This window comes from Streptomyces sp. NPDC054794 (genome assembly GCF_053611585.1).
The window spans coordinates 70,717-96,704 of record NZ_JBSHAQ010000001.1 but is presented as its reverse complement, the minus strand read 5'-3'; the positions used below and the strand labels follow the sequence as shown (position 1 = coordinate 96,704).

The following is a 25,988-nucleotide window of genomic DNA, read 5'->3' as shown; positions in this document are numbered from 1 at the left end:
GAGCGCCCGTGACCAGCTGGGTCGGCCGGACCGCCGCCGAGATCGCCGCCGCCGTACGCGAGAAGCGGGCCACGCCCCGCGAGGTGGTGGCCGACCATCTCGCGCGGATCGAGCGGCTCGACGGCCGGATCGGCGCGTTCCGCGCGGTCCGGACGGAGGCGGCGCTGAACGAGGCCGACGAGGTGGCGGCCCGCTCCGACCTGGGTGAACTCCCCCTCGCCGGAGTGCCCGTGGCGGTCAAGGACAACCTGGCCGTACGCGGCGAGTCGACCCGGATCGGCTCCGCGGCGACCCCCGATACGCCCGCCGACGAGGACCATGTCACGGTGGCCCGGCTGCGGGCGGCGGGCGCGGTGGTCGTGGGGCTGACCAATGTGCCCGAGCTGTGCGTCTTCGGCACGACGGAGGGCGTGCACGGCACGTCACGCAACCCCTGGGACACCTCGCGCACGGCGGGCGGTTCGTCGGGCGGCAGCGCGGCCGCGGTGGCCGCCGGCCTGGTGCCGGTCGCGCTCGGCAACGACGGCATGGGCTCGCTGCGCATCCCGGCGGCCAACTGCGGCCTCGTCACCCTGAAGCCGGGGCACGGGGTGGTGCCGGCGGGGATCGGCAACGGCGACTGGTTCGGGATGTCCGAGAACGGGCCGCTGGCCACCACGGTCGAGGATCTGCGCCTGGTGCTCTCGGTGCTGGCGGACACGGAGTTCGTCCGTGCCGACGAGCCCGCCCCGCGCCGGATCGCGGTCTCGCTGCGCAGCCCGCTGGTCGGCGTCACCGTCTCCGGACCGTATACGAACGCGGTCAAGGAGGCGGCCCGGCTGCTGGGCGGGGCCGGCCACGAGGTGCGGCGGGCGGATCCGCCGTTCCCGCTCTCCCTGGGGGTGACCTCGCTCCAGCACTGGACGGCGGGCACGGCGGTGGACGCGGCGGATCTGGACCCGGCGCGGCTGGCCCGCCGGACCCGGATCCACGCGGCCGTGGGCCGCCGCTTCCTGCCCGGCGTCCGCACCGGCGATCGGCGCGAGCGCCTGCGCCGTCGGCTGACGCCCTTCTTCGCCGAGCACGACGTGCTGCTCACCCCGGCCCTGGCCCGCCGCTCGCCCAAGGCCGTCCCGTGGCACGAGCGGGGCTGGCTGCCCAACCTCCTCGTCAACACGAACTACTCGCCGATGACGCCCCCGTGGAACCTCACCGGCTGGCCCGCCATGGCGGTCCCCTTCGGCACCCTGCCCTCCGGCGCCCCCTGCGCCGTACAGCTGGTCGGCCGCCCGGGCACGGAGGAGGACCTGCTCACCCTGGCCGAGCAGCTGGAGCGGCTGCACCCGTGGCAGCGGACGGCGCCCCTGGCGGATCAGCGGTAGCGGAACTCACGCCCGTCGCGCAGGTCCCGGACGGTGACGGAACCCGGGCCGGGCGGCGCCTCGCAGTACGGGCCGTGCAGGTCGAGGCCGGCGAGGTCGGTGGTGATCGCCGATCCCGGGGCGAAGTACGCGGGGTCGAGCGTGAGGGCGACGCGCGTGCCCGCCCCGGCGGGCGGGTCGAAGCTCCGGAGTTCTCGCGCCGGGCGGATCCCCGAGAGTTCCTGCCGGACGCCGTGGCCGTCCCGCCACACCTCGACGACGGTCCACGTGCCGAGCGCCACCGCCGCGCCGCCGACCCAGCGGTCGGGACCGAGCAGCGTGCCGTAGTACCCGGGCCGCGGTCGGCCCGGGTAGGCGTCCAGGGCTTCGGCCAGGTCGTCCGTGACGGTGAAGGCGAGGTCCCCGTGGATCTCCGCCAGGACCCGTGGGGCGTGGTCCGGGGCCAGCCGGGGCGCCGGATGCAGGGCGTGCGTCAGGATCCGGCACAGCACCCGGGTGGCCAGGCCGGGGTGATCGCGCGGGAGGTCGAAGTACATCGCCGGCCTCCGGCGCACGTGTGCGTCGAACTCGATGATCTCGATGTCGGCGGCGCTGTACTCCTCGGCCGTCACGCGTCTGCGCCCTCCGGCCGGTCGAGCGCCTTGTACATGATGTGCAGCCCCACCCTGCCGCGGCGGGGATGGTCGTACGCGTCGGGAACCGTCGCGAGGACGGTGAAGCCCAGGGACTTCCACAGGGCGACCGCGGGGTTCGTCTCCACCACGGCGTTGAAGACCATCGAGTGGTAGCCGTGGGTGCTCGCCTCAGTGAGGACATGCTCGGCCAGGGCCCGGCCGATGCCCTGGCCGGTGCGGTCGGGGTCGACCATGAAGCCCGCGTTCGCCACGCCCGCGGCGGGTCCGCCGTAGTTCGGGGCGAGGTAGGCGGAGCCGACCACGGCGCCGGTGTCGTCCTCGGCGACGTAGACCCGCTTGGCCGGGCTCATCCACAGGGCGCGGGCGGCCTCCTCGGAGGTGTCGGGGTCCCAGGCGTACGTCTCGGCGGCGGCGACGATCCGGTGCCAGAACGGCCAGATCCGCGGCCAGTCCTCGGCAACGGCGTCTCTGATCAGCATGGGCGTGAGTCTCGCACGCCCATGCGACGGCGATCGCGACGGACCGACCCGGGGGGTCAGTCCACGCTCGGCAGGATGTGGGGTTCGGCGAGGTCGTCCTCGTAGCCCGCGAGGCGGATCGGGGCGGACCGGGCCCACACGTCCAGGCTGCCGAGTTCTCCGGGCCGGCGGCCCGCGCGCTCCGTGCGTTCCTTGGGGCGCTGATCGCGATTCGTCTTCTCCGGTGTCACCGCGCACTCCTTATGTGTCGGGTAACCCTCGGGCATACCGGCCGGTCTGCGTTTCGGCGCCGCACGCCCGCTCGGGTCTGGATGGAAGGCCAGTTCGGACGCGGTGGCGCCGGTAACTCGTGAGAGCAGGCCGTGATGATCCGGCTTGTCCCGGGACGGACCGTGGGTGTGGGTGGAACCCCGTGCTGCTGTCCGTCGACTTCCAGATTAACCAAATGAGCGGGGGTCCGCTCGATAGGGATTGCAAACAAGACGTAACTATCCGGCCCCGGGCCGTGCTCCATCAGCACCATTTTGCGACTGTTTGTTACATGATGGGTAGTTTAAAATCACCCAGTTGTCTCACAGTGACGGCCACGTAGCTCAGTTCAAGTGCCGTTGGCCGAGTCGAAAGCTCGCCATGATCTGCTGACTTTGGGCAACGTCCGTCTCGCGGGAGGACTGACGCATGGAGCTGCGCAGCGTCGATGAGCTGATGGATCTGTTGTACGCCTGCCCGCACCAACACGCACTCCGCACCGCCGCCCTGCTGCGCCGCAGCCGTCCCGCCGACAAGGAGCTCCAGGTGGCCGGGCTGGTGCACGACATCGGCCGGATGCTGCGCCCGGGGGACGAGGCAGGCCAGGTGGTCCGCGCCGCCGAGGCGGTGCGCCCCCTGCTCGGCGAGCGGGTCTCCCGCCTCGTACGCCACCAGCGCGGGCCGGCCGGCCGCGCCGACGACGACCTGGTCCGGCTGCGCCAGGCGGACGAGGAGGGCCGGTCCGTCGGTTTCGACGCCGGGATCCTGGAGGACTGGCGCACGGTGCTGGAACTGGTGGCGGCCCGCAACTCGCCACTGAGGGCTGTTGACTGACGGTCCGTCATGAGACGGTACGGCGATGACGTCGCAGTACGGGATCGAGGGCAGGGCGGCCGTCGTCACCGGGGGCACGCGCGGGATCGGGCGTGCCGTCGCCGGGGCGCTCGCGGCGGCCGGGGCGCGGGTGTGCGTGACCGGACGCGACGCGGACGACGTGCGGCGCGCGGCCGCCGAGCTGGGCGGGATCGGCCTGGCCGGCAGCGTGGCCGAAGCCGATCATGCGCGGCGGGTGACCGACCTGGTCCTGCACGAGTTCGGGCGGATCGACGTGGTGATCAACAACGCGGCGACGAACCAGCCGTACGGACCGCTGATGGACGTGGATCCGGCGGCCTGGCGCGCGGCGTTCGCCGTCAATGTGGAGGCGCCGCTCAGCCTGGTGCAGTGCGCCTGGCGGGGGTGGATGCGCGAGCACGGCGGGGCCGTGGTCAACATCTGCACCGAGGGTGCCGAGCACGTGGGGCCGCGGGTCGGGGCCTACGGGACCAGCAAGGCCGCGCTGCTCCATCTCACCCGGCAGCTCGCGGGCGAGCTCGCGCCCCGGGTGCGGGTCAATTCCGTCTCCCCCGGGCTCGTCCGCACCGAGCTGGCGCGGTTCGTGTGGGAGCGCGGCGAGGAAGAGGTGGCCGCCGGGCTGCCGCTGGGGCGGATCGGGGAGCCCGAGGACGTCGCGCGGGCCGTACTGTGGCTGGTTTCGGACGCGGCGGACTGGGTGACGGGCGCCGACCTGCTGGTGGACGGCGGGACCCGCGTGCGGGCCGCGTCCAGCGCGGGACCGTACGCGGTGCACGAAAGACTTCGCGGGGTGCCCGGGACCGGGTCGGATCGCGGGTCACCCGGCGCGGGTCACCACCGGCCCGGCTCGTAGTCCTTCAGGAAGACGCCGTACACGTCCTCGCCCGCCTCGCCACGCACCACGGGGTCGTAGACGCGGGCCGCGCCGTCCACGAGGTCGAGCGGGGCGTGGAAGCCGGCCTCGGCGAGGCGCAGCTTGTCGTAGTGGGGGCGCTCGTCGGTGATCCAGCCGGTGTCGACCGAGGTCATGAGGATGCCGTCGGTCTCGAACATCTCCTGGGCGCTGGTCCGCGTCACCATGTTCATCGCGGCCTTGGCGGCGTTGGTGTTCGGGTGGCCGGCGCCCTTGTAGCCGCGTGCGAAGACGCCTTCCATCGCCGAGACGTTGACGACGTACGAGCGTCCGCGGGCCGCCTTCCTCGCGGCCTCGGCCATGGCCGGGCGCAGCTTGCTGATGAGGATGAACGGAGCCGTGTAGTTGCACAGCTGCGTTTCGAGGAGCTCCACCGGGGAGATCTGCTCGATGCTCTGCACCCAGGTGTTGGTGTCGACGACGTCGGGGACGAGGCCGCCCGCGTCGATGGCGGTGCCGTCGAGGTGCCGGGCGACGCTGGCGTTGCCCGCGACGAGGGCGAGGTCGGCCACCTTCTGGGCGTCCAGGCCGCTGGTGCCGAGGGGCAGCGCGGCGATGCCGTCGACGGCGCCGGAGCCGAAGGCGCCGATGACGTGGTGGGCGGGGAGTTCCCCGGCGGGCAGCGGGGCACTCTCGCCCTCGACCAGGGCCGCGTACGCGGAGGGCAGCCGGCGCACGGTCTGCGTCGCGTTGTTGATGAGGATGTCCAGCGGGCCCGCCTCGGCCACCTGCTCGGCCAGGGCCACGGCCTGAGCCGGGTCGCGCAGGTCGATGCCGACGACCTCCAGCCGGTGCATCCAGTCCGCCGAGTCCTCCATCGCCTTGAACCGGCGGATGGCGTCCTTGGGGAAGCGGGTGGTGATGGTCGTGTGCGCGCCGTCGCGCAGCAGGCGCAGGGCGATGTACATGCCGATCTTGGCACGACCGCCGGTGAGCAGGGCGCGCTTGCCGGTCAGGTCGGCCCGGGCGTCGCGCTTGCCCCGGTTCGTCCGGGCGCAGTCCGGACAGAGCTGGTGGTAGAAGTAGTCGACCTCGACGTAGCGGGCCTTGCAGGTGTAGCAGGAGCGGGGGCGCTGGAGTATCCCCGCGATCCGGCCCGCCTCGGTGATCGACGACGGCAGGATGCCCTCGGTCTCGTCGTCGATGCGCTGGGCGGAGCCGGTCGCAGTGGCCTCCGTGACCGCCTTGTCGTGGGCGGTCTTGGCGGCCCGGCGCTCCTGGCGGCGGCGCTGCTTGACCGTGCGGTAGATGCCGGCCGTGGCCCGGCGCACCGCGATGGCGTCGGGGTGGTCGACCTCCAGCTCGTCGAGCTCTTCGAGCACGCCGAGGCAGACGGCCAGGCGCTCCGGATCGATGCCGGGGCCGTAGACCGCCTCGTCCTCGGCCATCGGGCCGTCCTGTGTCACCGTCATCGCGCTGCCGTTTCCCTGGTCACCCGCGGCGCTCCGACTCGCGTCCGCTTTCGAACGGGGAATTTTACGGAGCGTCCGGCCGTGCCGCCAAACCCGCCCGCGCACTGGACGCCGGCGGGCGCGCTCCGGGGGCGGACGAGCCGGGGGACGGCGAGCCGGGGAACACGCGATCAGGACTCGCAGGCCGCGATCAACGTCTCCAGCTCGGCGGTCACGGCCCGCGCCAGCACGTCGAGGTCCGGCACGGCCCGCGCGTCGGCGACGAGGCCGTAGTGCACCCGGCCGCGGTACGTCGAGATCGCCACCGCCAGGGACTGGCCGCGGGCGAGCGGCGCGAACGGATACACCTCGGTGAGCGGGTGGCCGCCCAGCTTCAGGCCGAGGCCGGGCAGGGGCACGCTGGTGACCAGGATGTCGAACCAGAGCCGGGCGGCCTGGCTCATCAGCGGTCCGCCGAGCCGGTGGCCGAGCGCGGGCACGTGGTCGGCGAGCAGGGCGACGGCACCGGCGCCCCGGTTGGGCCCGGCGTCCTTGTTGCGGTCCATCGCCGTGCGGACCGTACCGAGGCGCCCAAGAGGGTCGGGGTCGCCGACGGGAAGCCGTATCAGGTAGCCGGAGAGCCGGTTGCCCTGCGGGTGGGCGCTGCGCGGGCGGCGCTTGGAGACGGGGATCAGGGCGCGGGGCGTCACGCCCTCGCTGCCGTCGCCGCGCTCGTCGAGCCAGCGGCGCAGGGCACCGGCGACGACGGCGATCAGGACGTCGTTGACGGTGCCGCCCACGGCCTTGCGGACGCGGTGCACGTCGTCGAGGTCGAGGACGACCCCGGCGGTGCTCCGGGTGCCGGTGGGCTCGGAGGTCAGCGCCGCGGAGGACCGTACGCCCAGGGTGGACAGGGCGACGGAGGCGCCGATGTCGAGGGCCCGGCCCGCGTCGGACAGGGCGCCCCGCAGCAGGCCGGGCAGCTTGCGCACGTCGGGCAGCGGACCGCGCGGGGGCTCGACGGCGCGGGGGGCGCGCCGGGGCAGGTCGACCGGGTCCAGGACGCCGGCGGCGAGCTTGAGCGCGCGCAGGCCGTCGGCGAGCGCGTGGTGGAACTTGAAGAGCACGGCGAAGGACACGCCGTCCTCGCCGGGCAGCACGTGCGCCTCCCAAGGCGGCCGGCCACGCCCGAGGGGGCGTTCCATGAGCCCGCCCGCGACAGCGTGGAAGTCGGCGGTCGGGGCGTGCAGCCGTACGTGGTTCATCGGGTCGAAGTCCGGATCGGCCTCGCGGGTCGCGCCGCCGAAGGCGAGCGGGAGCGCCAGCGGGGAGCCGATCGGCTGCCACACGTCGCGGATGCGCATCCGCAGGCCGGGCACGGCGGCGGCCCGGGCGGCGAGCAGGTCGGCGGCGTGGGCGCCGGCGGTCGGCGAGTGCGCGGAGAACACGCCGAGCGCGCCGAGGTGCATCGGGTGCCCCTCGGACTCGATGTTCCAGAACGCCAGGTCGAGGGGAGCGAGCAGGTCGGAAGTCAAGGGCTTGCCTCGCATCGACGGTGGGTGGGTCAGCAGTCAACCTCTGCGAAGCGATTACGGTCAAGTACGTTCAAGCTACGCTCAGTTAACAGCAGATTAAGTCCCCACCCTTCGGGAGAAGGGTGGGACGTATGAGGCACGTGAGGTCACTTCAGCACCGGTGGCGCCGCCTTCGGTGACGTACCCCACTCGGACGGGCGCGGCCCGACCGTGAAGGCGAGCGAGCGCAGGGTGCGGAGCCTACGCGTCGTCAGATACGTCCGCTCGTACGGCGCTCGGTCCGTGCGGACCGACTGGACGTAGCGCTCGGCGTCCGAGGTGCCGGGCGCGGTCACCGTCAGGCCCCCGCTCGGCCAGTACCGGCGGTCCAGGACGAGGTCGACGCGGTCGAAGACGGGCGTGGACAGACCCCAGGTGCCGTAGCCGGGCTGGACGGGGAACAGACCGATCGACGACAGCACGTTCCAGGCGGACATGGTGCCCAGGTCGTCGTTCCCGGTCATGCCCGTCGGGGTGTCCGTGAAGAGCGTCAGCGCGGCGTGCACCACGTCCGTGGTCTTCCAGGGCTGCCCCGTCGACAGATAGGTGTACGGGGCGATGAGGTCGGGCTCGTTCTGTGGGTTGTACTTGTCCGCGTTGTAGTAGTCGTACGCGTTGCCGTGCACCCACACCTCGCGGGCGGTGCGCTCGGGGTCGGCGAGCAGCCGGTCGTAGGCGAAGAACGCGTCGAGGCGGTCGTTCGTCGCGCGTGCGCCACCGATCAGGCCGATCAGTCCGGGCAGGTCCTGCGGCACCAGCCACTGGTACTGCCAGGCGGTGCCCTCGTGGAAGCCCACGCTGCGGGCCGGGTCGGCCGGTCCGGCGAAGGCGCCGGACGCGTCGCGGGCGCGGAAGAAGCCGGTCGTCGGGTCGAAGACGTTGCGGTAGTTCCGTGCGCGGGCCGCGTAGCGGGCGGCGTCGTCGCGGTGGCCGAGGCCGCGGGCCATCTGGGCCAGCATCGCGTCCGACAACGCGTACTCCAGGGTGACCGAACCACCCTGGTGGTAGTCCGAGTCGCCGAGCTTCGTCTGCGGGCGGCCCTTGACGTACGGGGCGAAACCGGCCGCGATGTACTCCGCGTTGGCCTCCCGGCCGGCCATCGCGAGGCCGGCCGGCGGCACGCCGTCGGCGTTCTGCCGCAGCACCCGGTAGGCCCGCTCCTCGAACCCGTGCAGCAGGCCCTGTTGGTACGCGGTGGTCAGGAACGGGGTCACCGGGTCGCCGGTCATGATGTTCGTCTCGGCCGTGGCGTAGCCCCACTTGGGCAGCCAGCCGCCCTCCTCGGCGATCCGCACCACGGACAGCGCCATGTCGCGGGCCTCGCGGGGAGCGAGCAGGGAGAGGAGCTGGGCCTGGGTGCGGTAGGTGTCCCACAGGGACCAGTTCTGGTAGTACGTGAAGCCCAGCGCGCGGTGGACCCGCAGGTCCCAGCCCCGGTAGCGCCCGTCCGCGTCGCTGCCCACGTTGGGGGCCAGGAACGAGCGGTACAGGGACGAGTAGAAGGTGCGCCGGCGGGTCTCGTCGCCGCCCGCCACACGGACGGTGCGCAGGCGTTGCTCCCAGGCCCGGCGGGCCGCCTCGCGGACGGCGTCGAACGAACGGCCGCCCTCCGCACGAAGGTTGACGGCCGCGCCCGACCGGTCGACGTAGGACAGCGCCGTGGTCGCCGTGACGGTGCGGTCGCGGGTGGTGTCGAAGCGGACGTAGGCGCCGTCGCCGCCGGTCCGCGAGCCGGGGGTGAGGGTGGCGCCGTTCCAGGTGCCGTACGCGGTGAACGGCCGGTCGAAGCGGGTGATCGTGTGCACGGTGTACGGCAGGGTGTTCCGGCAGAAGCCACGGCCGGTGATGGTGGTGCGTACGGTGCGGTCGTCGAGGATCTCGACCTGGCTCGACACCTTCTTGTGCAGCGACTGGCCCGCGTTGAGCAGGACGTTGGCCTTCTCGGTGGCCGGGAAGGTGTAGCGCTGCACGCCGGTGCGCGGCGTCGCGGTCAGTTCGGCGCGGATGCCGGAGGCGAGGCCCACGCGGTAGTAGCCGGGCCTCGCCTCCTCGTCGTCGTGGCTGAACTCGGCCGCGTAGGCGGCGTAGTCCGTCTGTGTGACGTCCCCGGTGGTGGGCAGGACCGGCAGATCGCCGCCGATCCGGCAGCCGACGCCCGAGAGGTGGACCAGGGAGAAGCCCCGGATGCGGTGCTGCGCGTAGTCGTAGCCGGTGCTGTGCCCGGTGTCCGGCGAGAGCTGCACCATGCCGAAGGGCACGGCCGCGCCGGGGAAGGTGTTGCCCTCGTTCTGGGACCCGATGAACGGGTTGACCAGGTCGGTGAGGTGACCGTCGGTCGGCTCGGCCGCCCGTACGCCGGGGGCGGCGAGCAGCGCGGACGCTGTCATCACCCCGGCCAGGCACAGACTCGTACGCCGGGTCCGTCTCATGTCGGATGACCTCCGATGGTTCGACATCGCTGTCTGCATCGTGAGGGCCGAGGATCTAGAACCCGGGCATCCGGACCACATCACAGTAAACGCGTCGCACCCGAACTCACGGCCTGCGGACAGGCGTACGAGGTTCGCGGGGCCTCCGGGGCAGGGGTGTCATGCGGGGTGCGCCAGCAGTGGAGGGGCGCAGGCAGGTGGGTCACGCCGGCGGGTGCGGTCAGGCCGGGGTTGTGTCGTCAAGGTGCAGTCGCATCGGCTCAGCGGCGTTGGCGAGGCTGAGCACGCGGGCTGTACCAGCGGCGTCGAGCGAAGGCAGGAAGGCCGCAACAGCGGTCGCGATGCGAACGCACATCGACCGAAGCCGCCCCGTGACCAGGCGGCGGCCAGCAGGACACACGGAGCCCTTCGGGAAGACAGCATCTCCGCCGCGTCGGCGACATCGGCGACGGCGACATGCCCGACGCACCGACAGCACGCAGCGACGGCGTCGAGCCGACGGAACCCAAGCCGCAGCGGCGGCGTTGAGCCGAAGGCGCGCGGGTCGGGCCGACGCGATCGGCGGAGGCGGCATGCCCCACGCGCCCGCCGCACCTCCCCTCGCGGCACCGGTGTCGCCCAGCGAGCACACGGGCCGCGACGGCAATGGCGAGGCAGAGGCACACAGGCCGCAGCAGCGGTCGCGATGCGAACGCACATCGACCGAAGCCGCCGTATCCAGGCGGCGGCCAGCAGGACACACAGTCCCCTTCGGGCAGACGCCATCCCCGCCGCGTCAGCGCCGGCGGCGACGGCGACATGCCCAACGCGCCTGCCGCACCCCCCTCCTTGCAGCACGGGTGTCGTGCAGCGGGCACATGGGCCGCGGTGGCAAAGTCAAGGCTGAGGCACGCAGGCCGCGCCAGCGGTGCCGGAGCGAAGTCACATCGACGCAGTAGCGATGGCGAGGCGGAGGCACATGGGCCGGGTCGGCGTCCTCCGGCAGACGGCATCGCCGCCTCTTCGGTCCGGCGCCCCTCCCCGCCAGCACCCGGGAGATGCGCCGCCTCTCCCCCTCAACGCCCGGGGAATGCCCCGCCTCTCCCCTTCGAGGCCCAGGAGGGCACCGCCCCGCCCCCTCAACGGCCAGGAGACGCACCGCCCCTCCCCTGAACCCTAAGAAACCCGCTGCCCCTTCCCGAGCGCGATCACGCCGCCCTTCGAGACCGTGTACAGCTCCGTGTCCCGGACCGGGTTGACGCCGATGGTCGCGCCGGGCGGTACGTCGACGTTCTTGTCGAGGACCGCGCCCCGGACGACCGCGCCGCGGCCGATGTGGACGTTGTCGTGGAGGACCGAGCCCTGGACGACGGCGCCCGGGTCGACGACCACGCCGGGGGACAGTACCGAGCGGGTGACCTGGCCGCGGATCAGGCAGCCCGCGCTGATGATGGACTCGCTCGCGATGCCGCCGGCGTTGAAGCGGGCCGGTGAGAGCTGGCCCTGGTGGGTGTAGATGGGCCAGCTGCGGTTGAAGAGGTTGAAGGCGGGGCGCTCGGCGATCAGGTCCATGTGGGCGTCGTAGTAGGCGTCGAGCGTGCCCACGTCCCGCCAGTAGCCCTGGTCGCGGGTGGTCTCGCCGGGAACGTGGTTGTCGCCGAAGTCGTAGAGCTGCGCCTCCCCCCGGCCGGTGAGCTGGGGCAGGATCGAGCCGCCCATGTCGTGCACGGAGGACTCGTCCTCGGCGTCCCGGTGCAGCGCCTCGATCAGGGCCTTGGTGGTGAAGATGTAGTTGCCCATGGAGGCGAAGACGCAGTCGGGCGCGTCCGGCAGACCGGGCGGGTCGGCGGGCTTCTCCAGGAAGCGCTCGACGGTCTGCCCGTCCGAGCCGGCGGTGATCACGCCGAAGGCCGAGGACTCCGAGCGCGGCACCCGGATGCCGGCCACCGTCACGCCCGCGCCGCCGTCGATGTGCTGCTTGAGCATCTGCCGGGGGTTCATGCGGTACACGTGGTCGGCGCCGAACACCGCGACGTAGTCGGGCTGTTCGTCGTGGACGAGATTGAGGGACTGCAGGATCGCGTCGGCGCTGCCCAGATACCAGCGCGGTCCGAGCCGCTGCTGCGCCGGCACCGGAGTGATGTAGTTGCCGAGCAGACTGGACATCCGCCACGTAGTGGTGATGTGCCGGTCCAGCGAGTGCGACTTGTACTGGGTCAGCACACAGATGCGCAGCACGTCGGCGTTGACGAGGTTGGACAGGACGAAGTCGACGAGACGATAGGTGCCGCCGAAGGTGACCGCCGGTTTGGCCCGGTCCGCGGTCAGCGGCATCAGCCGCTTGCCCTCCCCGCCCGCCAGCACGATTCCGAGAACTGAAGGTCCACCACGACGCATGGTCGCTCCCCTCACCCTGGTTGCCCCAACACTGCCCGGGACCGCCGCGGACTAAGCCTGCTTGAGGATCTCCTCGTACAGCCGCACCGTGCGCCGCGCCACCGTGTCCCAGCCGAACTCGCCCCTCGCGCGCTCCCGTCCGGCCTCGCCCATCCGCCGGGCCGTCTCCCGGTCCCCGAGGACGGTGTCCAGGGCCCGTGCGAGGTCCGCCTCGAAGACGTCGTCGTCCTCGTCCACCGTCACCAGGAGGCCTGTCCTGCCGTCCTCGACGACCTCCGGGATCCCGCCGACCCGGGAGGCCACGACGGGTGTGCCGCAGGCCATCGCCTCCAGGTTCACGATGCCGAGCGGCTCGTACACCGAGGGACAGACGAACACGGCAGCGTGCGTGAGGAGTTGGATGACGTCCGCGCGCGGGAGCATCTGCGGGATCCAGTGCACGCCCTCGCGGACGCGGCTCAATTCCCGGAACAGGTCGCGGAACTCCTGGTCGAGCTCGGGGGTGTCGGGCGCGCCCGCGCACAGCACGACCTGCGCGGCCGGGTCGATGTCCCGTACCGCGCGCAGCAGATGGGGCACGCCCTTCTGCCGGGTGATACGGCCGACGAACAGGACGTAGGGACGGGACGCGTCGAGGCCGACACGGCCGAGGACGTCGGTTCTGCGGTCCGGCCGGTAGAGCGTGGTGTCGATGCCGTTGTGGACGACGTGCACGCGGGCCGGATCCAGGGCCGGGTAGCAGCCGAGGATGTCCTCGCGCATGGCGCCCGAGACGGCGATCACCGCGTCGGCGGCCTCGATCGCGGTGCGCTCGGCCCAGCCGGACAGGGCGTATCCGCCGCCCAGTTGCTCGGCCTTCCAGGGGCGCAGCGGTTCCAGGGAGTGGGCGGTCATGACGTGCGGGACGCCGTACAGGAGCTTGGCGACATGACCGGCGAGGTTGGCGTACCAGGTGTGGGAGTGGACGAGTTCGCGGCCTTCGAGCGCGGCGGCGATGGCGAGGTCCACGGAGAAGGTGCGCAGCGCGTCGTTGGCGGTGTCGAGGGCGGACCAGGGGCGGTGGCGTACGACGCCGACGCCGCGGCCCTCGCCCCAGCAGTGCACCTCCAGATCGACCAGCGACCCCAATTCCCGTGCCAGGAACTCGACATGGACGCCCGCGCCGCCGTACACGTCCGGGGGGTACTCCCGGCTCAGCAGTCCCACTCGCACCCGTAACCCCCTGGTCTCAGCGGCCGGTTCTCTCATGGTCACCCAGATGCGGCGCCCGGGGAAGAGCGCGGCGGCCGTGTGAAGCAACAGTCGCCGCACAGGCCGCCGCCGGGCACGCGGTAGTAGAGGCAGCAGCTGCGGCGCCGGAACGAGGTGCCGGTGAGGGTGCCGGTCGCGCTCAGCAAGGGGTGTTCGAACAGTTCGGCGGTGAGGGTGCGGGCGCGGTCGGCCACGTCGGTGCGGCCGGCGGCCCGCGCCCACCGGTCCAGTTCGCGGGCCGCTCCGGCCAGCGCCGAGCCCGCGTTGCCCCACAGCAGCCCCGTGGCGACGCCGTAGCGGGCCCGCAACGCCTCCCCCAGGGGCCGCAGGTGGCCGTCCAGCACGGCGGCCGTGAGGCCGGCGGCGTCGCCGGGCAGCGGGCGCACCTCGGTCAGCCACAGGTCGTCGGGGGCGGCGGCTGCCGCGTCCCAGCGCAGCAGGCCCGGGTCGAGGTCGGGCAGCCGGCCGTGGAGGGCGGCGCAGCCGAGGGCCACCGACCACAGCCGGGCCGCGAGCCCTTGGTGGGCGATGGACGCCGCGACCCGCGGCTCCCTGGTGCGCAGACGCTGTCCGACCACCTCGACACGGAAAGTCAGCGGACTCCCGTAAACATCCGACTTGGCTTGTCCATAGCTTTCCGCCAGGGTCGGAATCCGGCCGCGGGCGCTGTCTTCTGCCGTCCGTAGGACGAAGAATCCGCCGAGTGCGCGGAGGGCGGCGAGATCGGGGTCGAGGTCCACGAGGTCGAGTAGTACCAGCTCCGCACAAGGCCCTCTTTAGTGGGTCTCAACCCGACGTCGCCCACCCTGGGGATGAGCGAGGCACGGGGATACTCCATCGGCAGTAGGACCCAATGCCTGCTCAGGTACGACGACGGGAAGAGCAGGACCGGGCAGAGTGTTCACCATGGAAGCCGACCGTTCGCCGCGCCGGGCCCAGGGCCCCGGCCTCACGCAGAGGAGCAGCTCATGAGTGCCCTCGCGTTGTCCGTGGTGCTGTCGTTCGTCTCCGCCGTGGCGTACGCGGGCGGTGCGATCGTGCAGGAGCAGGTCGCGGTGTCCTCCCCCGACGGGCAGTACGCGCCGCTGCGCAGGCCGAGCTGGTGGGCGGCGGTGGCGCTGAACGGGCTCGGTGGACTCCTGCACGTGGTGGCGCTGGCCTACGGCCCGCTCAGCCTGGTGCAGCCGCTGGGCGCCCTGACGATCGTGTTCGCGCTGCCCATGGCGGCCCTCTTCGTCGGCCGCAAGGCCGGGGCGACCGCCTGGCGGGGCGCGATCATGGCGACGGTCGGCCTGGCCGGCCTGCTGTCGCTGGTCGGCACCGCCGACGGGCACTCCCTCGATCCGGCGCAGCGCGTGGCCGTGGCACTGGTCACCGGCGGCGCGGTCGTGGCACTGATGCTCGCCGGCCGGGCCGCGCACCGGCACCCGGCGGTGCGCAGCGTCCTGCTCGCCACCGCGTCCGGCATAGCCTTCGGCATGTCCTCGGTGTTCACCAAGACCGTCGCGGTCGACTGGACCGGCGGCGTCTCGCTCACCGAGGTGCCGTCCCTGGCCGTGATCGGCGTGTTCGCGGTCGCCGGCGTGCTGCTGTCACAGGCCTCCTACCGGGGCGGCGGCCTGGCCTCGCCGCTCGCCACACTGACGGTGGTGAACCCGGTGCTGGCCGCCGCGGTCGGCATCACCATGTTCGGCGAGACCTTCCGCTACGGTTCCACGGGCACCGCGCTCGCGCTGAGCTGCGGTGTGGTGGCGGCGGGCGGTCTGATCCTGCTGACCACGGAGCGGCTGCAGAGCACCTCGGAGACGACCGGGACGCAGGCGCTGCCCGAGACCGGGACCGGGATCGCCGGGACCACCATCCCGCAGGAGGTCGCCCTCGCCGAGCCCGCGGCAACCACCGTCGCGGTCCCGGTACGGGCCGGGGAGCCGGTCGGGGAGGCGCTCGTCACCCTGCCCCACCAGCGGGTCGCCCCGGAGCCGGAGACGGCCCGCGAGGAGGTTCCCGACCCGGCGTACGTCTACGGCCTCCAGGCCCCCTACAACGCCTTCTACACCGGGCTGTACGTGCCGCTCCCCGTCCTGGACCGGCGTCGTACTCGGGTCAAATCCTGACGCCGCCGGCCCGGAGGTACGCCACCGGGTCGATGTCCGTGCCGAAACCGGGCCCCGTCCGCACCTCGAAGTGCAGATGCGGGCCCGTGGCGTTTCCGGTCGACCCCGAGCGGCCGAGCCGTTGCCCCGCCGCGACGCTCTGCCCGGCCCGCACGGAGATGGCCGACAGGTGGGCGTACTGGGTGTAGCGGCCGTCGGCGTGCCGGACGACCACCTGGTACCCGAAGGAGCCGCCCCAGCCGGCGGCGACCACGTGGCCGGCCGCGACGGCCTTGACGGAGGTGCCGGTGGGCACCGGGAAGTCGACCCCGGTGTGGTAGCCCTTCGACCAGTGCGACCCCGCCACCCGGTACGGGGTGCCCAGGGCGGCGTGCACCGGAGCGACCATGGAGTGGCCGCTCGTCGACGGCGCGTGGGTGTGGTGCGTGGAGGTCGTGTGGGTCCCGGGCGAGGGCTTGTGGGCCTTCTTGGGCTGCTCCGCCGTCCTCGGCTTCGTCGTCGAGGACTTCGGGGTCTTCGGGGACTTCGAGGGCGCGGCCGGGGCGTGCGTGTCGGCCGCCGGGGCGGCCCCGCCCCGCAGGTTCAGCCGCTGCCCCGGCAGGATCAGGTCGGGGTCCGGCCCGACCGTCGTGCGATTGCCGGCGTACAGCCGCTGCCAGCCGCCCTGGACGTGCTCGTCCTGGGCGATGCCGGAGAGCGTGTCGCCGTGCACGACGGTGTACATCTCCGCCCGGCCCGCCCGCGACTGCGGCGTGCTCTGCGGTTGTACGTCCCGTACGGAGCTCTTGGCCGGACGCGCGGCCGTGTGCGTGGCGGGGCGCGTGGCGGTGCTCTCGGTGTGCAGGCCGGGGGTGTCGCCGCCCGCGGTGAGCCCGGCGCGCACCGAACACACCGGCCAGGCACCGGGTCCCTGCCCGTCGAGCACCTTCTCGGCGACGGCGATCTGCTGGTCCCGGGTGGCCAGGTCCGCGCGCGGGGCGTACCTGGTGCCGCCGTAGGCCTCCCAGGTGGACTGGGTGAACTGGAGTCCGCCGTAGTAGCCGTTGCCGGTGTTGACGCTCCAGTTGCCGCTCGACTCGCAGGCGGCGACCTTGTTCCAGGTGGCCGCGTCGGCCGCGTCGGCGGTCCCGGCGGCGACCAGCGGGATCGCGATGCCGGCGCCGCCCGCCGTGACGGTGAGCGAGGCGCGGTTGATCCTGTTCGGCTGGTACCGGCGGTGCCGGCCGCTTGCGGCCATGGAAAGCCCCCTCGACATGCGTCAGGAGGGGCAAAAGTAAGCGCTGCGAACAGGCCATGACAAGACGGCAATCGGTCGCCCGGACACCACAAGTGGCCAGGAATCGGCCCTCGTTGGCCGGATCACCCGAAGCGGCTGAGGCGTGGGGGGTCTTCCGTGCGTAATCAAGCCTGGCGGGTCGGATGTGCGCTCGCCGTACCGGCACGTCAGGATGGTCGCAGCGGCAGTACGGCAATACTCAGCACTACCGGCACCACCTTTTCGCAGCATCTACTGTGCAGGATCTACGGGATCCGCTGGGATCCCTGAGGAGCAGGCGGTATGAGCACTTCAGCGCAGATCGGCGTCACGGGTCTCGCGGTCATGGGCCGTAACCTCGCCCGGAACTTCGCCCGCAACGGCTACACGGTCGCGGTGCACAACCGGACGTCGTCGCGGACGCACGCGCTGGTGGAGGAGTTCGGGAACGAGGGCGACTTCATCGCGGCCGAGACCGCCAAGGAGTTCGTGGCGGCGCTGGAGCGACCGCGCCGGCTCGTCATCATGGTCAAGGCGGGCGGTCCGACCGACGCCGTGATCGAGGAGTTCGCCCCGCTCCTGGAGCCCGGCGACATGATCATCGACGGTGGCAACGCGCACTTCGCGGACACCCGCCGCCGGGAGAAGGCGCTGCGCGAACAGGGCATCCACTTCGTCGGCATGGGCGTCTCCGGCGGCGAGGAGGGCGCCCTGCACGGGCCGAGCATCATGCCCGGCGGCCCGAAGGAGTCCTACGACTCGCTCGGCCCGATGCTGGAGAAGATCTCCGCCAAGGCCGCGGACGGCGCCCCGTGTGTCACGCACGTCGGCCCGGACGGCGCCGGTCACTTCGTGAAGATGGTGCACAACGGCATCGAGTACGCCGACATGCAGCTGATCGGCGAGGCGTACCAGTTGCTGCGCGATGTGGCCGGGTACTCCCCCGCGCAGATCGCGGACATCTTCCGCACCTGGAACACGGGCCGGCTCGACTCCTACCTGATCGAGATCACCGCCGAGGTGCTGTCGCACGTGGACGCGGCCACGGGCAAGCCGTTCGTGGACGTGGTGGTGGACCAGGCCGAGCAGAAGGGCACCGGCCGCTGGACCGTCCAGATCGCCCTCGACCTCGGCGTCCCGGTGTCGGGCATCGCGGAGGCGGTGTTCGCCCGCTCCCTGTCCGGCCACGCGGCGCTGCGGGAGGCCTCGCGGGGCCTGGCCGGGCCGAAGCCCGCCCCGCTGAGCGAGTCGGAGGCGGCCGCCTTCGCCGACCGCGTGGAGCAGGCGCTGTACGCCTCGAAGATCGTGTCGTACACGCAGGGCTTCCACGAGATCGCCGCCGGCAGCGACGAGTACGACTGGAACATCGACCTCGGCGCGGTCTCCGCCATCTGGCGCGGCGGCTGCATCATCCGCGCGGCCTTCCTGGACCGCATCCGCGCCGCGTACGACGCCCGCGCGGACCTGCCGAGCCTGCTGTCCGACGAGACGTTCGCGCAGGAGATCGCGGCGGCGCAGGACGACTGGCGCGAGGTGCTGATCGCGGCGACCCGGCAGGGCGTGCCGACGCCCGGCTTCGCCGCTGCGCTCGCCTACTACGACGCCCTGCGTGCCGAGCGGCTGCCCGCTGCGCTCACCCAGGGCCAGCGGGACTTCTTCGGTGCGCACACCTACCGGCGCGTGGACCGGGACGGGTCCTTCCACACGCTGTGGGGCGGGGACCGCTCGGAGGTCACGGCCTAGTCGCCGCCGGTCGCCCGGGGGCGGTGGATGCCCCCGGGTGGCCCGGCAGGCCCGGGTGTGGGTGGCCGCGCCCGGGCCTGCCGGGATGTGGCCGCACCCGGGTTCAGGTGAGCGGTGGCCCCGGTTCCGGGCTCGGTACCGGCTCCGGGCCGGGCGGGATCGGTGACGGCGAGGGCTCCGGGGGCGGGGTCGGCGTCGGCGGGCCGGGCAGCGGCTCCGGGGGCGGGAGCGGCTCGGGCGTCGGGGGCGGCTCGGGGTCCGGGACCGGGTTGGGGACGGGCTCCGGGTTGCGGGGGTCCGGACCTGGCGTGGGACCTGGGCCGACGGGATCCGGATAGGGGTTCGTCATGATGTCCTCCGCCCGGTCGCTCGACGCCTCTGGACTGTTCCCCCGCCTACTCGACCACCTACCCGACCCCCGCTTCGGCCACTCGCCCGCCGGCGTCACACCTGGGTCGCCGCCACGGCGGCCGCGCCCGCCGCCAGGCCCGGGCGGGGGCTGGACAGGACCGGGACCGTGGTCCGCGTCAGGCGCCGGGCCGGTGTCATCGAGGCCTGGGCCAGGATGATCGCGTCGGCGCCGGTGACCGCGTCGGCGGCCGCCGCGACCTGCCGCGCGTACCCCTCGTGGTCCCCGGCCTCGAAGCGGGGCCAGGCCTCCTCGACGAGCAGGGTGCGGACGGTGACGTCGCGGCCCGCCCGGCGGGCCTCCTCCTCGACCAGGGCCACCGTCGGGTCGAGCGTGCTGCGCACGGTGGCGAGGACGACGACGCGGGAGCCCGCCGCCACGGCAGCGGCGGCCATCGGGCGGTCGACGCGCAGTACGGGCACCCCGGCCCCGGCGGCGGCCGCCTCCGCGACGCCGCCGATGGTCGAGCAGGTGCACAGGACGGCCCGTGCCCCGTCGGCGACCGCCCGTTCCAGGGCGGCGCTCACCTCTCCCGCGACCGACTCGGGGCCGTGCCGACGCGCCCGGTCCAGCAGGCCTTCGTCGACGAAGTGCCGTAGTTCGAGGCCCTGATGGTCCATGTCGCGCAGGGCGTCGAAGACCGGGACGTGGACGGGAGAGGTGTGCAGGAGGGCGAGCATCGCGGTGCGGATTCCCTTCCGGAGTCTCCTCGGATTCCCGCGGGTGTCCTCAGAACCGGCCGGGGTGCGCCACCAGCCACTCCTTGGCGGCGCGCAGCAGCTCGGGGCCGGCCGTCGGGGCCTCGTCGGGGTGGCGTGCGGCCCACTTGACGACGTACGGGCACAGCGGCGCCACCGGGACGCCCTCGCGCTCGGCGATGCCGTACAGCTCGCGGGCCAGGGAGCCGGCGATGCCCTTCCCCTCGTGGGCCGGCTCGACGATGGTGTGGACGGGCACCAGGGCGCGGCCGGGCGACTCGAGGACGAAGTACTCGATGCGGCCGACGACTTCGCCGTCGCCGACGGCCTCCAGGCGGCCCGCCGCCCGGTCGTCGCGGATCTCGATGTCGCTCATGCGCACGCTCCTGGCGTCCGTCGGTCCCTCAGGCCGGTACGGCCTGCGGGCTGCGTTCCTGGTCCGAGCCCGGTACCGGCTCGGACGGGTCGGCGCCGAGGTCCACGATCCGGTTGTCACGGTCGACGTGCACCACCCGCGGCCGGAGCGCCCGCGCCTCGGCGTCGGTCACTTGAGCGTAACTGATGATGATCACGAGGTCGCCGGGGTGGACGAGGTGGGCGGCCGCGCCGTTGATCCCGACGACGCCGGAGCCCCGCTCGCCCTCGATGACGTACGTCTCCAGACGGGCGCCGTTGGTGATGTCGACGATGTGGACGAGCTCACCGGGCAGCAGGTCGGCGGCGTCGAGCAGATCGGCGTCGATGGTCACCGATCCCACGTAGTGCAGGTCGGCCTGGGTGACGGTGGCTCGGTGGATCTTGGACTTGAACAGAGTACGCAGCACTTTGGACTCCTGGAAGACGGCTCCCTGCCTGCTTTGTGCAGGTCAAGGGCGGCCTTCACTCTACAGGGCACGTCGGACTCGAAGAATGTAAGGAACATCGCTTCGCTCTGGCGAGAAGGCTCCCTGCCTGCGCTTCCGTGCGAACCAGGCTGTTGTGCCGCCGCCGACCAAGCGTCTGTACACACACCCGTCTCGGAATGTCCGGGGACTGATGCTGATCAGATGCTGACTTGCCTGACGGAACATCAGGCACATTCCGGTACCGCATCACTCATGCCCGTCATCGCCGGCAACAAGACCAAAGGACACGAGCGGTGACTGAGCACCGACGCCCTCGGCCCGGTCCCGGAAGTGCCAGGGCACCGAACTGGCGAACGCCGGCAAGGCCACGGTCTTGCGCCTCCCGCTCGGCTACCTGGAGTCCGTGACGGGCGAGGGCTGTACCCCCGGGCGGAAAGTCAAGAAGGATCCGGCCCCTCCCTTGCGCCGAATTCGACGATGAGGCTTTCCGGACTGTTTGATCCCGGTCTGAGCGTGACGTTTCCGTTGGAGCGGATGCGCAGTTGGTGCAGCGGATCGGGGACGAGACGCAGGACAGGATCGGAGTCTGCCGCGAGTCCGGATACCACGACGAGGAAGAACTCGGCTCCCGAGGCCGCCCGTTCGCATTCCTTGGCAGTGAGGGTCACCATGTCCTGCTCAGATCCATAGGTCGTCTTCAACTCGTGGAACCGATCGAGCGCGTCCACGGCGTCGGCGCCCACGCCGTGCTGGTGCCGTAGATCGCGAAGCCACTCCGGTTCCTGCTCCGTGCCCGGAACCTTGCGCAGGAGGGTTCCCAGGGGCAGGCGGCCCGGGGGACCCGGTCACGGCCCAACAAGCAGCCAGCGGTCGGGCCACCCGCGCCCCCGCCGCCGCTTCCACGCGTCTATCCGTTGCAGCCGTGGCGAAAGCGACCCGGCATGAGCAATCGACTCTCGTGATCTGTGCTGTCGACTTCGGGGCGCCCCTCAGGAACGGACGGCTCGGGCTGCGGGGTCGAACCGTCCGGCGTCAGGGCCGGAAGCGGCTCGTCCGGCGGGTCGGACGAGAGGTGGGGCATCCGGCGGCCCAGCCATGCCGGGAGTCACCAGTTGGCCTTGCCGATCAGGTGCATGCCCGCGGGTCCAGGATGGTGCGCAGGATGAAGGCGTCCAGGGCGACCGCGGCGGCCAGACCGATGCCGAACTCGACGAACGTCGAACTGGGCGGCCAGGCGATCGCAGGCACGCTCGATGCTGCGTGCCGTCCGGGCGAACGGCGTCCCCTTGGTGGAGACGGCGACGTCGCCGGGGTGCATCCCGACACGGGTCAGCGTGGCGCTGAGGCTGCGCTCCGATCTTCCCTTGCCGCATACCTCGGCGGTGTCGGGCGGGAGCAGGTTGCTCATCCAGTCCTTCCCTCCGCAGACAGCGCAGTGGATCACGGGCGACAACCTCGGCCAGAGCCGTTCTCGGTCCTGCTGGTTTCAGCCGGAAACATCTCCTGCGCGCAGAAAATCTATATGAACCCTATTGAACCGGGCTTTGTCATTGTGCGGCACGGCCTCGGCTTCGCTGCCGCGAGAGGTTCGGTTGCTGCGACTGGGTTCGAAGGCGACCCCAGGAGATCAAGGAGTCGGCGAGCCCGGCCGCCGAGCCGGAAAGGCCCTCCGGGACAGCAGCAACCCGTGAGGCTCCCCACAAGCGCGCCGATCGGTTGGCGCCCGGACGGTGAGGGGGCTATCGTCGATAGGTAGAACGACCGGTCTTCCTACCTTGTGAGGAAGGCCTTCCCGGCTGGGATGCCTCCAGGGCGGGGATCTGCCAGTAGGTCGCCGTGTACGACGAAGAGAGATCAAAGGGTTCCGTGAAACCGATCCGCGCCCCGGCCCAGCCGCGGCACCGCACACAGCTGCTGCCTCATGCGGCTCCGGCATCAGCCTCCCGACCGGATCAGCCGGACCGCGTCCAGCAGGGTCTTGTGGGCGGCCGTCGAGTCATCCAGGTAGCCGGCTGCCATTGCGCCGTCGTACAGCATCAGCAGCGCACCGGCGGCCGACACCGGGTCGGCGTGGCCGAGCCGGGTGAGCAGGTCCTGGAAGAGGTTGCGGATCCAGTCCCGGTGGGTCGTCACCAGGCCGCGGACCGGGTGGTCGGCGTCCGGATACTCGGCGGCCGCGTTCAGGAACGGCGATCCGCGAAAGCCACGCTCGCGGGCGTGCTCGGCGATCGCCTCGAAGATGAGGTCGATCGCTTCGGCGGGCGGGTGTGCGGCGGCCAGCGGTTCGGCCACCTGCTTGTAGTAGGCGTCCTTGGTCAGCAGGTAGGCCACGACCAGGTCGTCCTTGGAGGCGAAGTGCCGGTAGAAGGTCGCCTTGGTCACCCCGGCCTCGGCGATCAGCCGCTCCACGCCGATCGCGCGTACACCTTCGTAGTAGAACAGCCGCGACGCGGCCCGGACCAGGCGTTCGCGAGGAGGCAGGTCTCCTTCGACCGTGCTCTCCTGACGTTTCGGGTTGGTCGTCTTCTGCCCAGTAGTACTCACTTCCCCATTCTGCCCGTGGCCCGGCCCTGAGTGGCCCCACCCCCTACGGCCCACCAGGGCCGTCACTCCCTGTCCCGTACGGCCCGAGCACCGTGGCCACGCACCGAAAGGTCTGAACGATGACTCGTCGTCTTGAAGGAACCGTCGCCCTGGTCACCGGCGCGTCCAGCGGCATCGGCCACGCCACCGCCCTCGAGCTTGCCCACCAGGGCGCGGCCGTGGCCCTGGTCGGCCGGCGCGAGGACCGGCTCACCGACCTCGCCGCGGACATCTCCACGGCCGGCGGCAAGGCCCTGGTCGTGCCCGCCGACATCACCACCCCCGAGGCCGCCGCGGAAGCGGTCGATCGGACCGTGGAAGGCCTGGGCCGCCTGGACACGCTGGTCAACAACGCCGGCCTCATGCTGCTCGGCCCCACCCCCGGCGCGGACCTGAACGAATGGCAGCGCATGGTCGACATCAACCTGATGGGTCTGATGTACACCAGCCACGCGGCCATCCCGCACCTGGTCAAGGCCGCCGCCGACGGGCCACGCCGGGTCGCCGACCTCGTCAACATCAGCTCGCTGAACGGCCGCAACGCCTACGCCATGATGGCCGTGTACACCGCCACCAAGTTCGGCGTCACCGGCTTCAGCGAGGCGCTGCGCCAGGAGCTGGCAAAGCAGCATGTCCGTGTGTCCGTCGTCGAGCCGGGCAGCGTCGACACGGAACTGCGCACCCATAACTCCGACGCCGTCCAGCAGCTCCTCAACGCCGGACTCGGCGACGTCGAACGGCTGCAGAGCCAGGACATCGCCGACACCGTCGGCTACATCGTCACCCGCCCCCGGCACGTCGCCGTCGCCGAACTCCTCGTACGCCCCACCGAGCAGGTCTGAGCCCGAGGCCGGGGTCCACTCCGAGAGGAGCAAGGGGGCGTGGTGGCGGTCGGCACTCCTGTCGCAGCGGCCAACACCATCGTCCGTGTCTGCTGCCGGCCACCGCCATCGCGCTCGGAGACAGCCTGCAGCAATTGGCGCAGGGAGGCCCGGCGGACGCGGACAACCTGCAACGCTTCGTGGCAGGCGTCTGCATCGGCTGGGCTCCCCTGTTCTTCGGGGGGGGGCGGCGACGATCCGTCGGCAGGGAGTGCTCGTCTGCTTCCTGGCGGTTCCGATCTTCCTCGGGGGCGTCGGCCGACTGGTCTCCTTCTCGCAGTACGGCATTCCCAGCCCAGCGGGAGTCTTCCTCGCCTCCGGCCTCCTGGATTTCCGCCTCGCGATCGTCGTCGTCAGGGCACATTCCACTGCGTTCAGATCCAGACGAGCGCCGGCCGTCGCCTGAGGCACCGTGCGCGGCTTCGTGGATGGTGCCGGTCGGCCGTCGTCTCCAAGTTCACCCACCGCACCGGGCCCAGCTGCTCAACCAGACCAGCAGCACGTCCATCCTCAACCAAATCGAGCTGCATCCGCACTCATCTCAGGACGCGAGCATGACCGCTGCCGCCGAACTGACATCGCAGTACGCCTCCCAAGAGGCCAACGGCCTCGAACGCTATGGCAAGGAGCAGAGACGCATCATGGACGACACGCTGCTGGAGCGGCTCGGCGCCGGCAAGTACATGCTTCTCACCAGCTACCGCAAGAACGGCACTCCGGTCGCCACCCCGGTGTGGGTGGTGCGGGACGGTGACACGCTGGGCGTGCGGACCCCCGCCGACTCCTGGAAGGTCAAGCGGATCCGGGCCCGCGGCGACATCCTCGTCGGCCCCTGCGACCTGCGCGGCAACCCGACGGGCGACCAGGTCCCGGCCACCGCCGAGATCGTCGACGAGGCGACCGGCGACCGCTACCGCTCCCTCATCGCGCGCAAGTACGGCATCCTCGGCCGCCTCATGATCCTCGACAGCCGACTCCGGGGAGGGAACAGCACTCTGGGCATCCGTGTGCGGCTCGCCTCGTAGCGGGTGACGTATCCTCAGCTCCCCGGCCGGTGAGGCTCGCCGAGGAGTTGGAAGATCGGGTGCCGCACTTCACCCACGTATCGCTGCAACTGGCCGGCGCGGACGTGCTTCCCGTAGTCGATGTCCACGAGCGACGCCGCGTGCCGGGAGGGCGGAGATCTCGTCGAGGGCGAGCCCATTGAGGCCGATGAGATGGCTCGGTCGCCGTATGCCGTCGCGCATCAGGGGCATCTGCTGCTCGAACGCGGAGGCGACACCCTCGTCGTCGCCGGCGTGGACGACGTCACCGCCGAGTCCTCCGGCCTGGCAGGCCACCGCGCCCACCTCGCCGCAGCCCTGAACGGCGCCGACCCCGACCTGCCCGTCCTGCTCCTGGCACACCAGCCCAAGTTCGTCGACCGCGCGGCAGCCGCCGGCATCGAGCTCCAGCTCTCCGGCCACACCCACGGCGGCCAGATCTGGCCCTTCCACCACCTCGTCCGCATCGACCAGCCCGCCCTCGCCGGCCTCAGCCACCACGGCCCCCGCACCCTTCTCTACACCAGCCGCGGCACCGGCTTCTGGGGCCGCCGTTCCGCGTCTTCGCCCCCAGCGAGATCACCCTGCTCGTCCTCCGCTCCCCACACCCGCCCACCTCGCCGTAGCACAGGACGGCCCTACACATCCGCTTGGAGCAGTCCACCAGCCGAGGGGTGCGACGACGACAGATATACGTGGCCACTTTTCACGCAGGTCAGCACGCGTGACGCCTGCAGCACCAGCAGACGAAGAACATTCTTTGTTCTTACAGCCCTCAGAAGCTTGGCTTCTTCCAGCCTGGAGTCGGTTGCCTGGAGGCATCGTTGCGCAGGCAACCCGACACGGGAGCAGCCCTCCGGGATCAACGCAATACCTCGCGCCACGGTCCGAGCTTCAAGTGAGC

The 25,988-nt window shown here is 71.9% G+C and carries 22 protein-coding genes and 2 pseudogenes; 8 read left to right on the top strand and 16 right to left on the bottom strand.

Annotated elements, in window-relative coordinates; translation table 11 throughout:
- Positions 1-8: 8 nt before the first annotated feature.
- Positions 9-1,361: an amidase gene (locus ACWGKT_RS00445; protein WP_453271845.1), complete on the top strand. Its 1,353-nt coding sequence runs from the start codon at positions 9-11 to the stop codon at positions 1,359-1,361.
- Here ACWGKT_RS00445 and ACWGKT_RS00440 read toward each other — a convergent pair.
- The 3 genes from ACWGKT_RS00440 to ACWGKT_RS00430 are packed head-to-tail and all read right to left on the bottom strand — an operon-like array spanning position 1,352 to position 2,705.
- The gene (locus ACWGKT_RS00440) at positions 1,352-1,972 is read right to left on the bottom strand and encodes a hypothetical protein (RefSeq protein WP_453271844.1); all 621 of its coding nucleotides are present in this window, start codon (positions 1,970-1,972) and stop codon (positions 1,352-1,354) included. The two genes, ACWGKT_RS00445 and ACWGKT_RS00440, sit on opposite strands and share 10 nt — an antisense overlap.
- Positions 1,969-2,475 carry an N-acetyltransferase family protein gene (locus tag ACWGKT_RS00435; protein ID WP_453271843.1) on the bottom strand — a complete coding sequence of 169 codons (507 nt, stop codon included), beginning with the start codon at positions 2,473-2,475 and terminating at the stop codon, positions 1,969-1,971. Before ACWGKT_RS00435 ends, ACWGKT_RS00440 begins: the two co-directional genes overlap by 4 nt.
- A 56-nt stretch (positions 2,476-2,531) precedes the next feature.
- Positions 2,532-2,705 carry a hypothetical protein gene (locus ACWGKT_RS00430; RefSeq protein WP_110633937.1) on the bottom strand — a complete coding sequence of 58 codons (174 nt, stop codon included), beginning with the start codon at positions 2,703-2,705 and terminating at the stop codon, positions 2,532-2,534.
- Positions 2,706-3,153: 448 nt separating this feature from the next.
- On the opposite strand from ACWGKT_RS00430, the gene ACWGKT_RS00425 reads away from it, so the two are divergent.
- Complete coding sequence (locus ACWGKT_RS00425; RefSeq protein WP_453271842.1) at positions 3,154-3,558, top strand: HD domain-containing protein; 405 nt, start codon at positions 3,154-3,156, stop codon at positions 3,556-3,558.
- 25 nt (positions 3,559-3,583) lie between these two features.
- Positions 3,584-4,432 (top strand): SDR family oxidoreductase, encoded by an 849-nt coding sequence (locus tag ACWGKT_RS00420; RefSeq protein WP_453271841.1) that lies wholly within the window; start codon positions 3,584-3,586, stop codon positions 4,430-4,432.
- On the opposite strand, the gene ACWGKT_RS00415 is transcribed toward ACWGKT_RS00420, so the two are convergent.
- The 6 genes from ACWGKT_RS00415 to ACWGKT_RS00390 all read right to left on the bottom strand — a co-directional run bounded on the left by ACWGKT_RS00415 (position 4,411) and on the right by ACWGKT_RS00390 (position 14,253).
- Positions 4,411-5,904, bottom strand: a complete 1,494-nt coding sequence (locus ACWGKT_RS00415; protein ID WP_453271840.1) for an SDR family NAD(P)-dependent oxidoreductase — start codon at positions 5,902-5,904, stop codon at positions 4,411-4,413. The genes ACWGKT_RS00420 and ACWGKT_RS00415 overlap by 22 nt on opposite strands.
- Before the next feature lie 170 nt (positions 5,905-6,074).
- Entirely contained in the window at positions 6,075-7,418 is a 1,344-nt protein-coding gene (locus ACWGKT_RS00410; protein ID WP_356150454.1) for a wax ester/triacylglycerol synthase family O-acyltransferase, read from the bottom strand.
- Positions 7,419-7,564: 146 nt separating this feature from the next.
- On the bottom strand, positions 7,565-9,886 hold the full coding sequence (locus ACWGKT_RS00405; RefSeq protein WP_453271839.1) for a GH92 family glycosyl hydrolase: 2,322 nt from the start codon (positions 9,884-9,886) through the stop codon (positions 7,565-7,567).
- 1,155 nt (positions 9,887-11,041) lie between these two features.
- The gene (gene glgC / locus ACWGKT_RS00400; RefSeq protein WP_356150374.1) at positions 11,042-12,262 is read right to left on the bottom strand and encodes a glucose-1-phosphate adenylyltransferase; all 1,221 of its coding nucleotides are present in this window, start codon (positions 12,260-12,262) and stop codon (positions 11,042-11,044) included.
- Positions 12,263-12,313: 51 nt separating this feature from the next.
- Positions 12,314-13,474, bottom strand: coding sequence for a glycogen synthase (gene glgA / locus ACWGKT_RS00395; protein WP_356150372.1), 1,161 nt, complete (start codon positions 13,472-13,474; stop codon positions 12,314-12,316).
- 38 nt (positions 13,475-13,512) lie between these two features.
- Positions 13,513-14,253, bottom strand: a complete 741-nt coding sequence (locus ACWGKT_RS00390; protein ID WP_453271838.1) for a (2Fe-2S)-binding protein — start codon at positions 14,251-14,253, stop codon at positions 13,513-13,515.
- Positions 14,254-14,481: 228 nt separating this feature from the next.
- On the opposite strand from ACWGKT_RS00390, the gene ACWGKT_RS00385 reads away from it, so the two are divergent.
- Positions 14,482-15,627: a DMT family transporter gene (locus ACWGKT_RS00385; RefSeq protein ID WP_453271837.1), complete on the top strand. Its 1,146-nt coding sequence runs from the start codon at positions 14,482-14,484 to the stop codon at positions 15,625-15,627.
- On the opposite strand, the gene ACWGKT_RS00380 is transcribed toward ACWGKT_RS00385, so the two are convergent.
- Positions 15,617-16,864: a transglycosylase family protein gene (locus tag ACWGKT_RS00380; protein WP_453271836.1), complete on the bottom strand. Its 1,248-nt coding sequence runs from the start codon at positions 16,862-16,864 to the stop codon at positions 15,617-15,619. The genes ACWGKT_RS00385 and ACWGKT_RS00380 overlap by 11 nt on opposite strands.
- Before the next feature lie 321 nt (positions 16,865-17,185).
- Between ACWGKT_RS00380 and gndA the strand changes: the two genes are divergently transcribed.
- The gene (gene gndA, locus ACWGKT_RS00375) at positions 17,186-18,625 is read left to right on the top strand and encodes an NADP-dependent phosphogluconate dehydrogenase (RefSeq protein WP_235456767.1); all 1,440 of its coding nucleotides are present in this window, start codon (positions 17,186-17,188) and stop codon (positions 18,623-18,625) included.
- Positions 18,626-19,069: 444 nt separating this feature from the next.
- Here the strand turns inward: gndA and ACWGKT_RS00370 are convergent, their stop codons facing one another.
- The 6 genes and pseudogenes from ACWGKT_RS00370 to ACWGKT_RS00345 all read right to left on the bottom strand — a co-directional run bounded on the left by ACWGKT_RS00370 (position 19,070) and on the right by ACWGKT_RS00345 (position 23,121).
- Positions 19,070-19,714, bottom strand: a complete 645-nt coding sequence (locus ACWGKT_RS00370; RefSeq protein WP_453271835.1) for an aspartate/glutamate racemase family protein — start codon at positions 19,712-19,714, stop codon at positions 19,070-19,072.
- Positions 19,715-19,763: 49 nt separating this feature from the next.
- Entirely contained in the window at positions 19,764-20,108 is a 345-nt protein-coding gene (locus tag ACWGKT_RS00365; RefSeq protein WP_453271834.1) for a GNAT family N-acetyltransferase, read from the bottom strand.
- Between the two features lie 28 nt (positions 20,109-20,136).
- On the bottom strand, positions 20,137-20,556 hold the full coding sequence (panD, locus tag ACWGKT_RS00360; protein WP_453271833.1) for an aspartate 1-decarboxylase: 420 nt from the start codon (positions 20,554-20,556) through the stop codon (positions 20,137-20,139).
- Between the two features lie 458 nt (positions 20,557-21,014).
- Positions 21,015-21,320, bottom strand: a complete 306-nt coding sequence (locus ACWGKT_RS00355; RefSeq protein WP_453271832.1) for a hypothetical protein — start codon at positions 21,318-21,320, stop codon at positions 21,015-21,017.
- Between the two features lie 164 nt (positions 21,321-21,484).
- Positions 21,485-21,783: pseudogene (locus ACWGKT_RS00350) on the bottom strand (hypothetical protein); the annotation flags it as partial.
- Positions 21,784-22,512: 729 nt separating this feature from the next.
- Complete coding sequence (locus tag ACWGKT_RS00345; protein ID WP_453271831.1) at positions 22,513-23,121, bottom strand: TetR/AcrR family transcriptional regulator; 609 nt, start codon at positions 23,119-23,121, stop codon at positions 22,513-22,515.
- A 119-nt stretch (positions 23,122-23,240) separates the two neighbouring features.
- Between ACWGKT_RS00345 and ACWGKT_RS00340 the strand changes: the two genes are divergently transcribed.
- The 3 genes and pseudogenes from ACWGKT_RS00340 to ACWGKT_RS00330 form a co-directional block, all read left to right on the top strand.
- Positions 23,241-24,002, top strand: coding sequence for an SDR family NAD(P)-dependent oxidoreductase (locus tag ACWGKT_RS00340; RefSeq protein ID WP_453271830.1), 762 nt, complete (start codon positions 23,241-23,243; stop codon positions 24,000-24,002).
- A 680-nt stretch (positions 24,003-24,682) separates the two neighbouring features.
- Positions 24,683-25,066, top strand: coding sequence for a PPOX class F420-dependent oxidoreductase (locus tag ACWGKT_RS00335; protein WP_453272078.1), 384 nt, complete (start codon positions 24,683-24,685; stop codon positions 25,064-25,066).
- 228 nt (positions 25,067-25,294) lie between these two features.
- Positions 25,295-25,710, top strand: a pseudogene (locus ACWGKT_RS00330) (metallophosphoesterase); the annotation flags it as partial.
- Between the last annotated feature and the right edge of the window lie 278 nt (positions 25,711-25,988).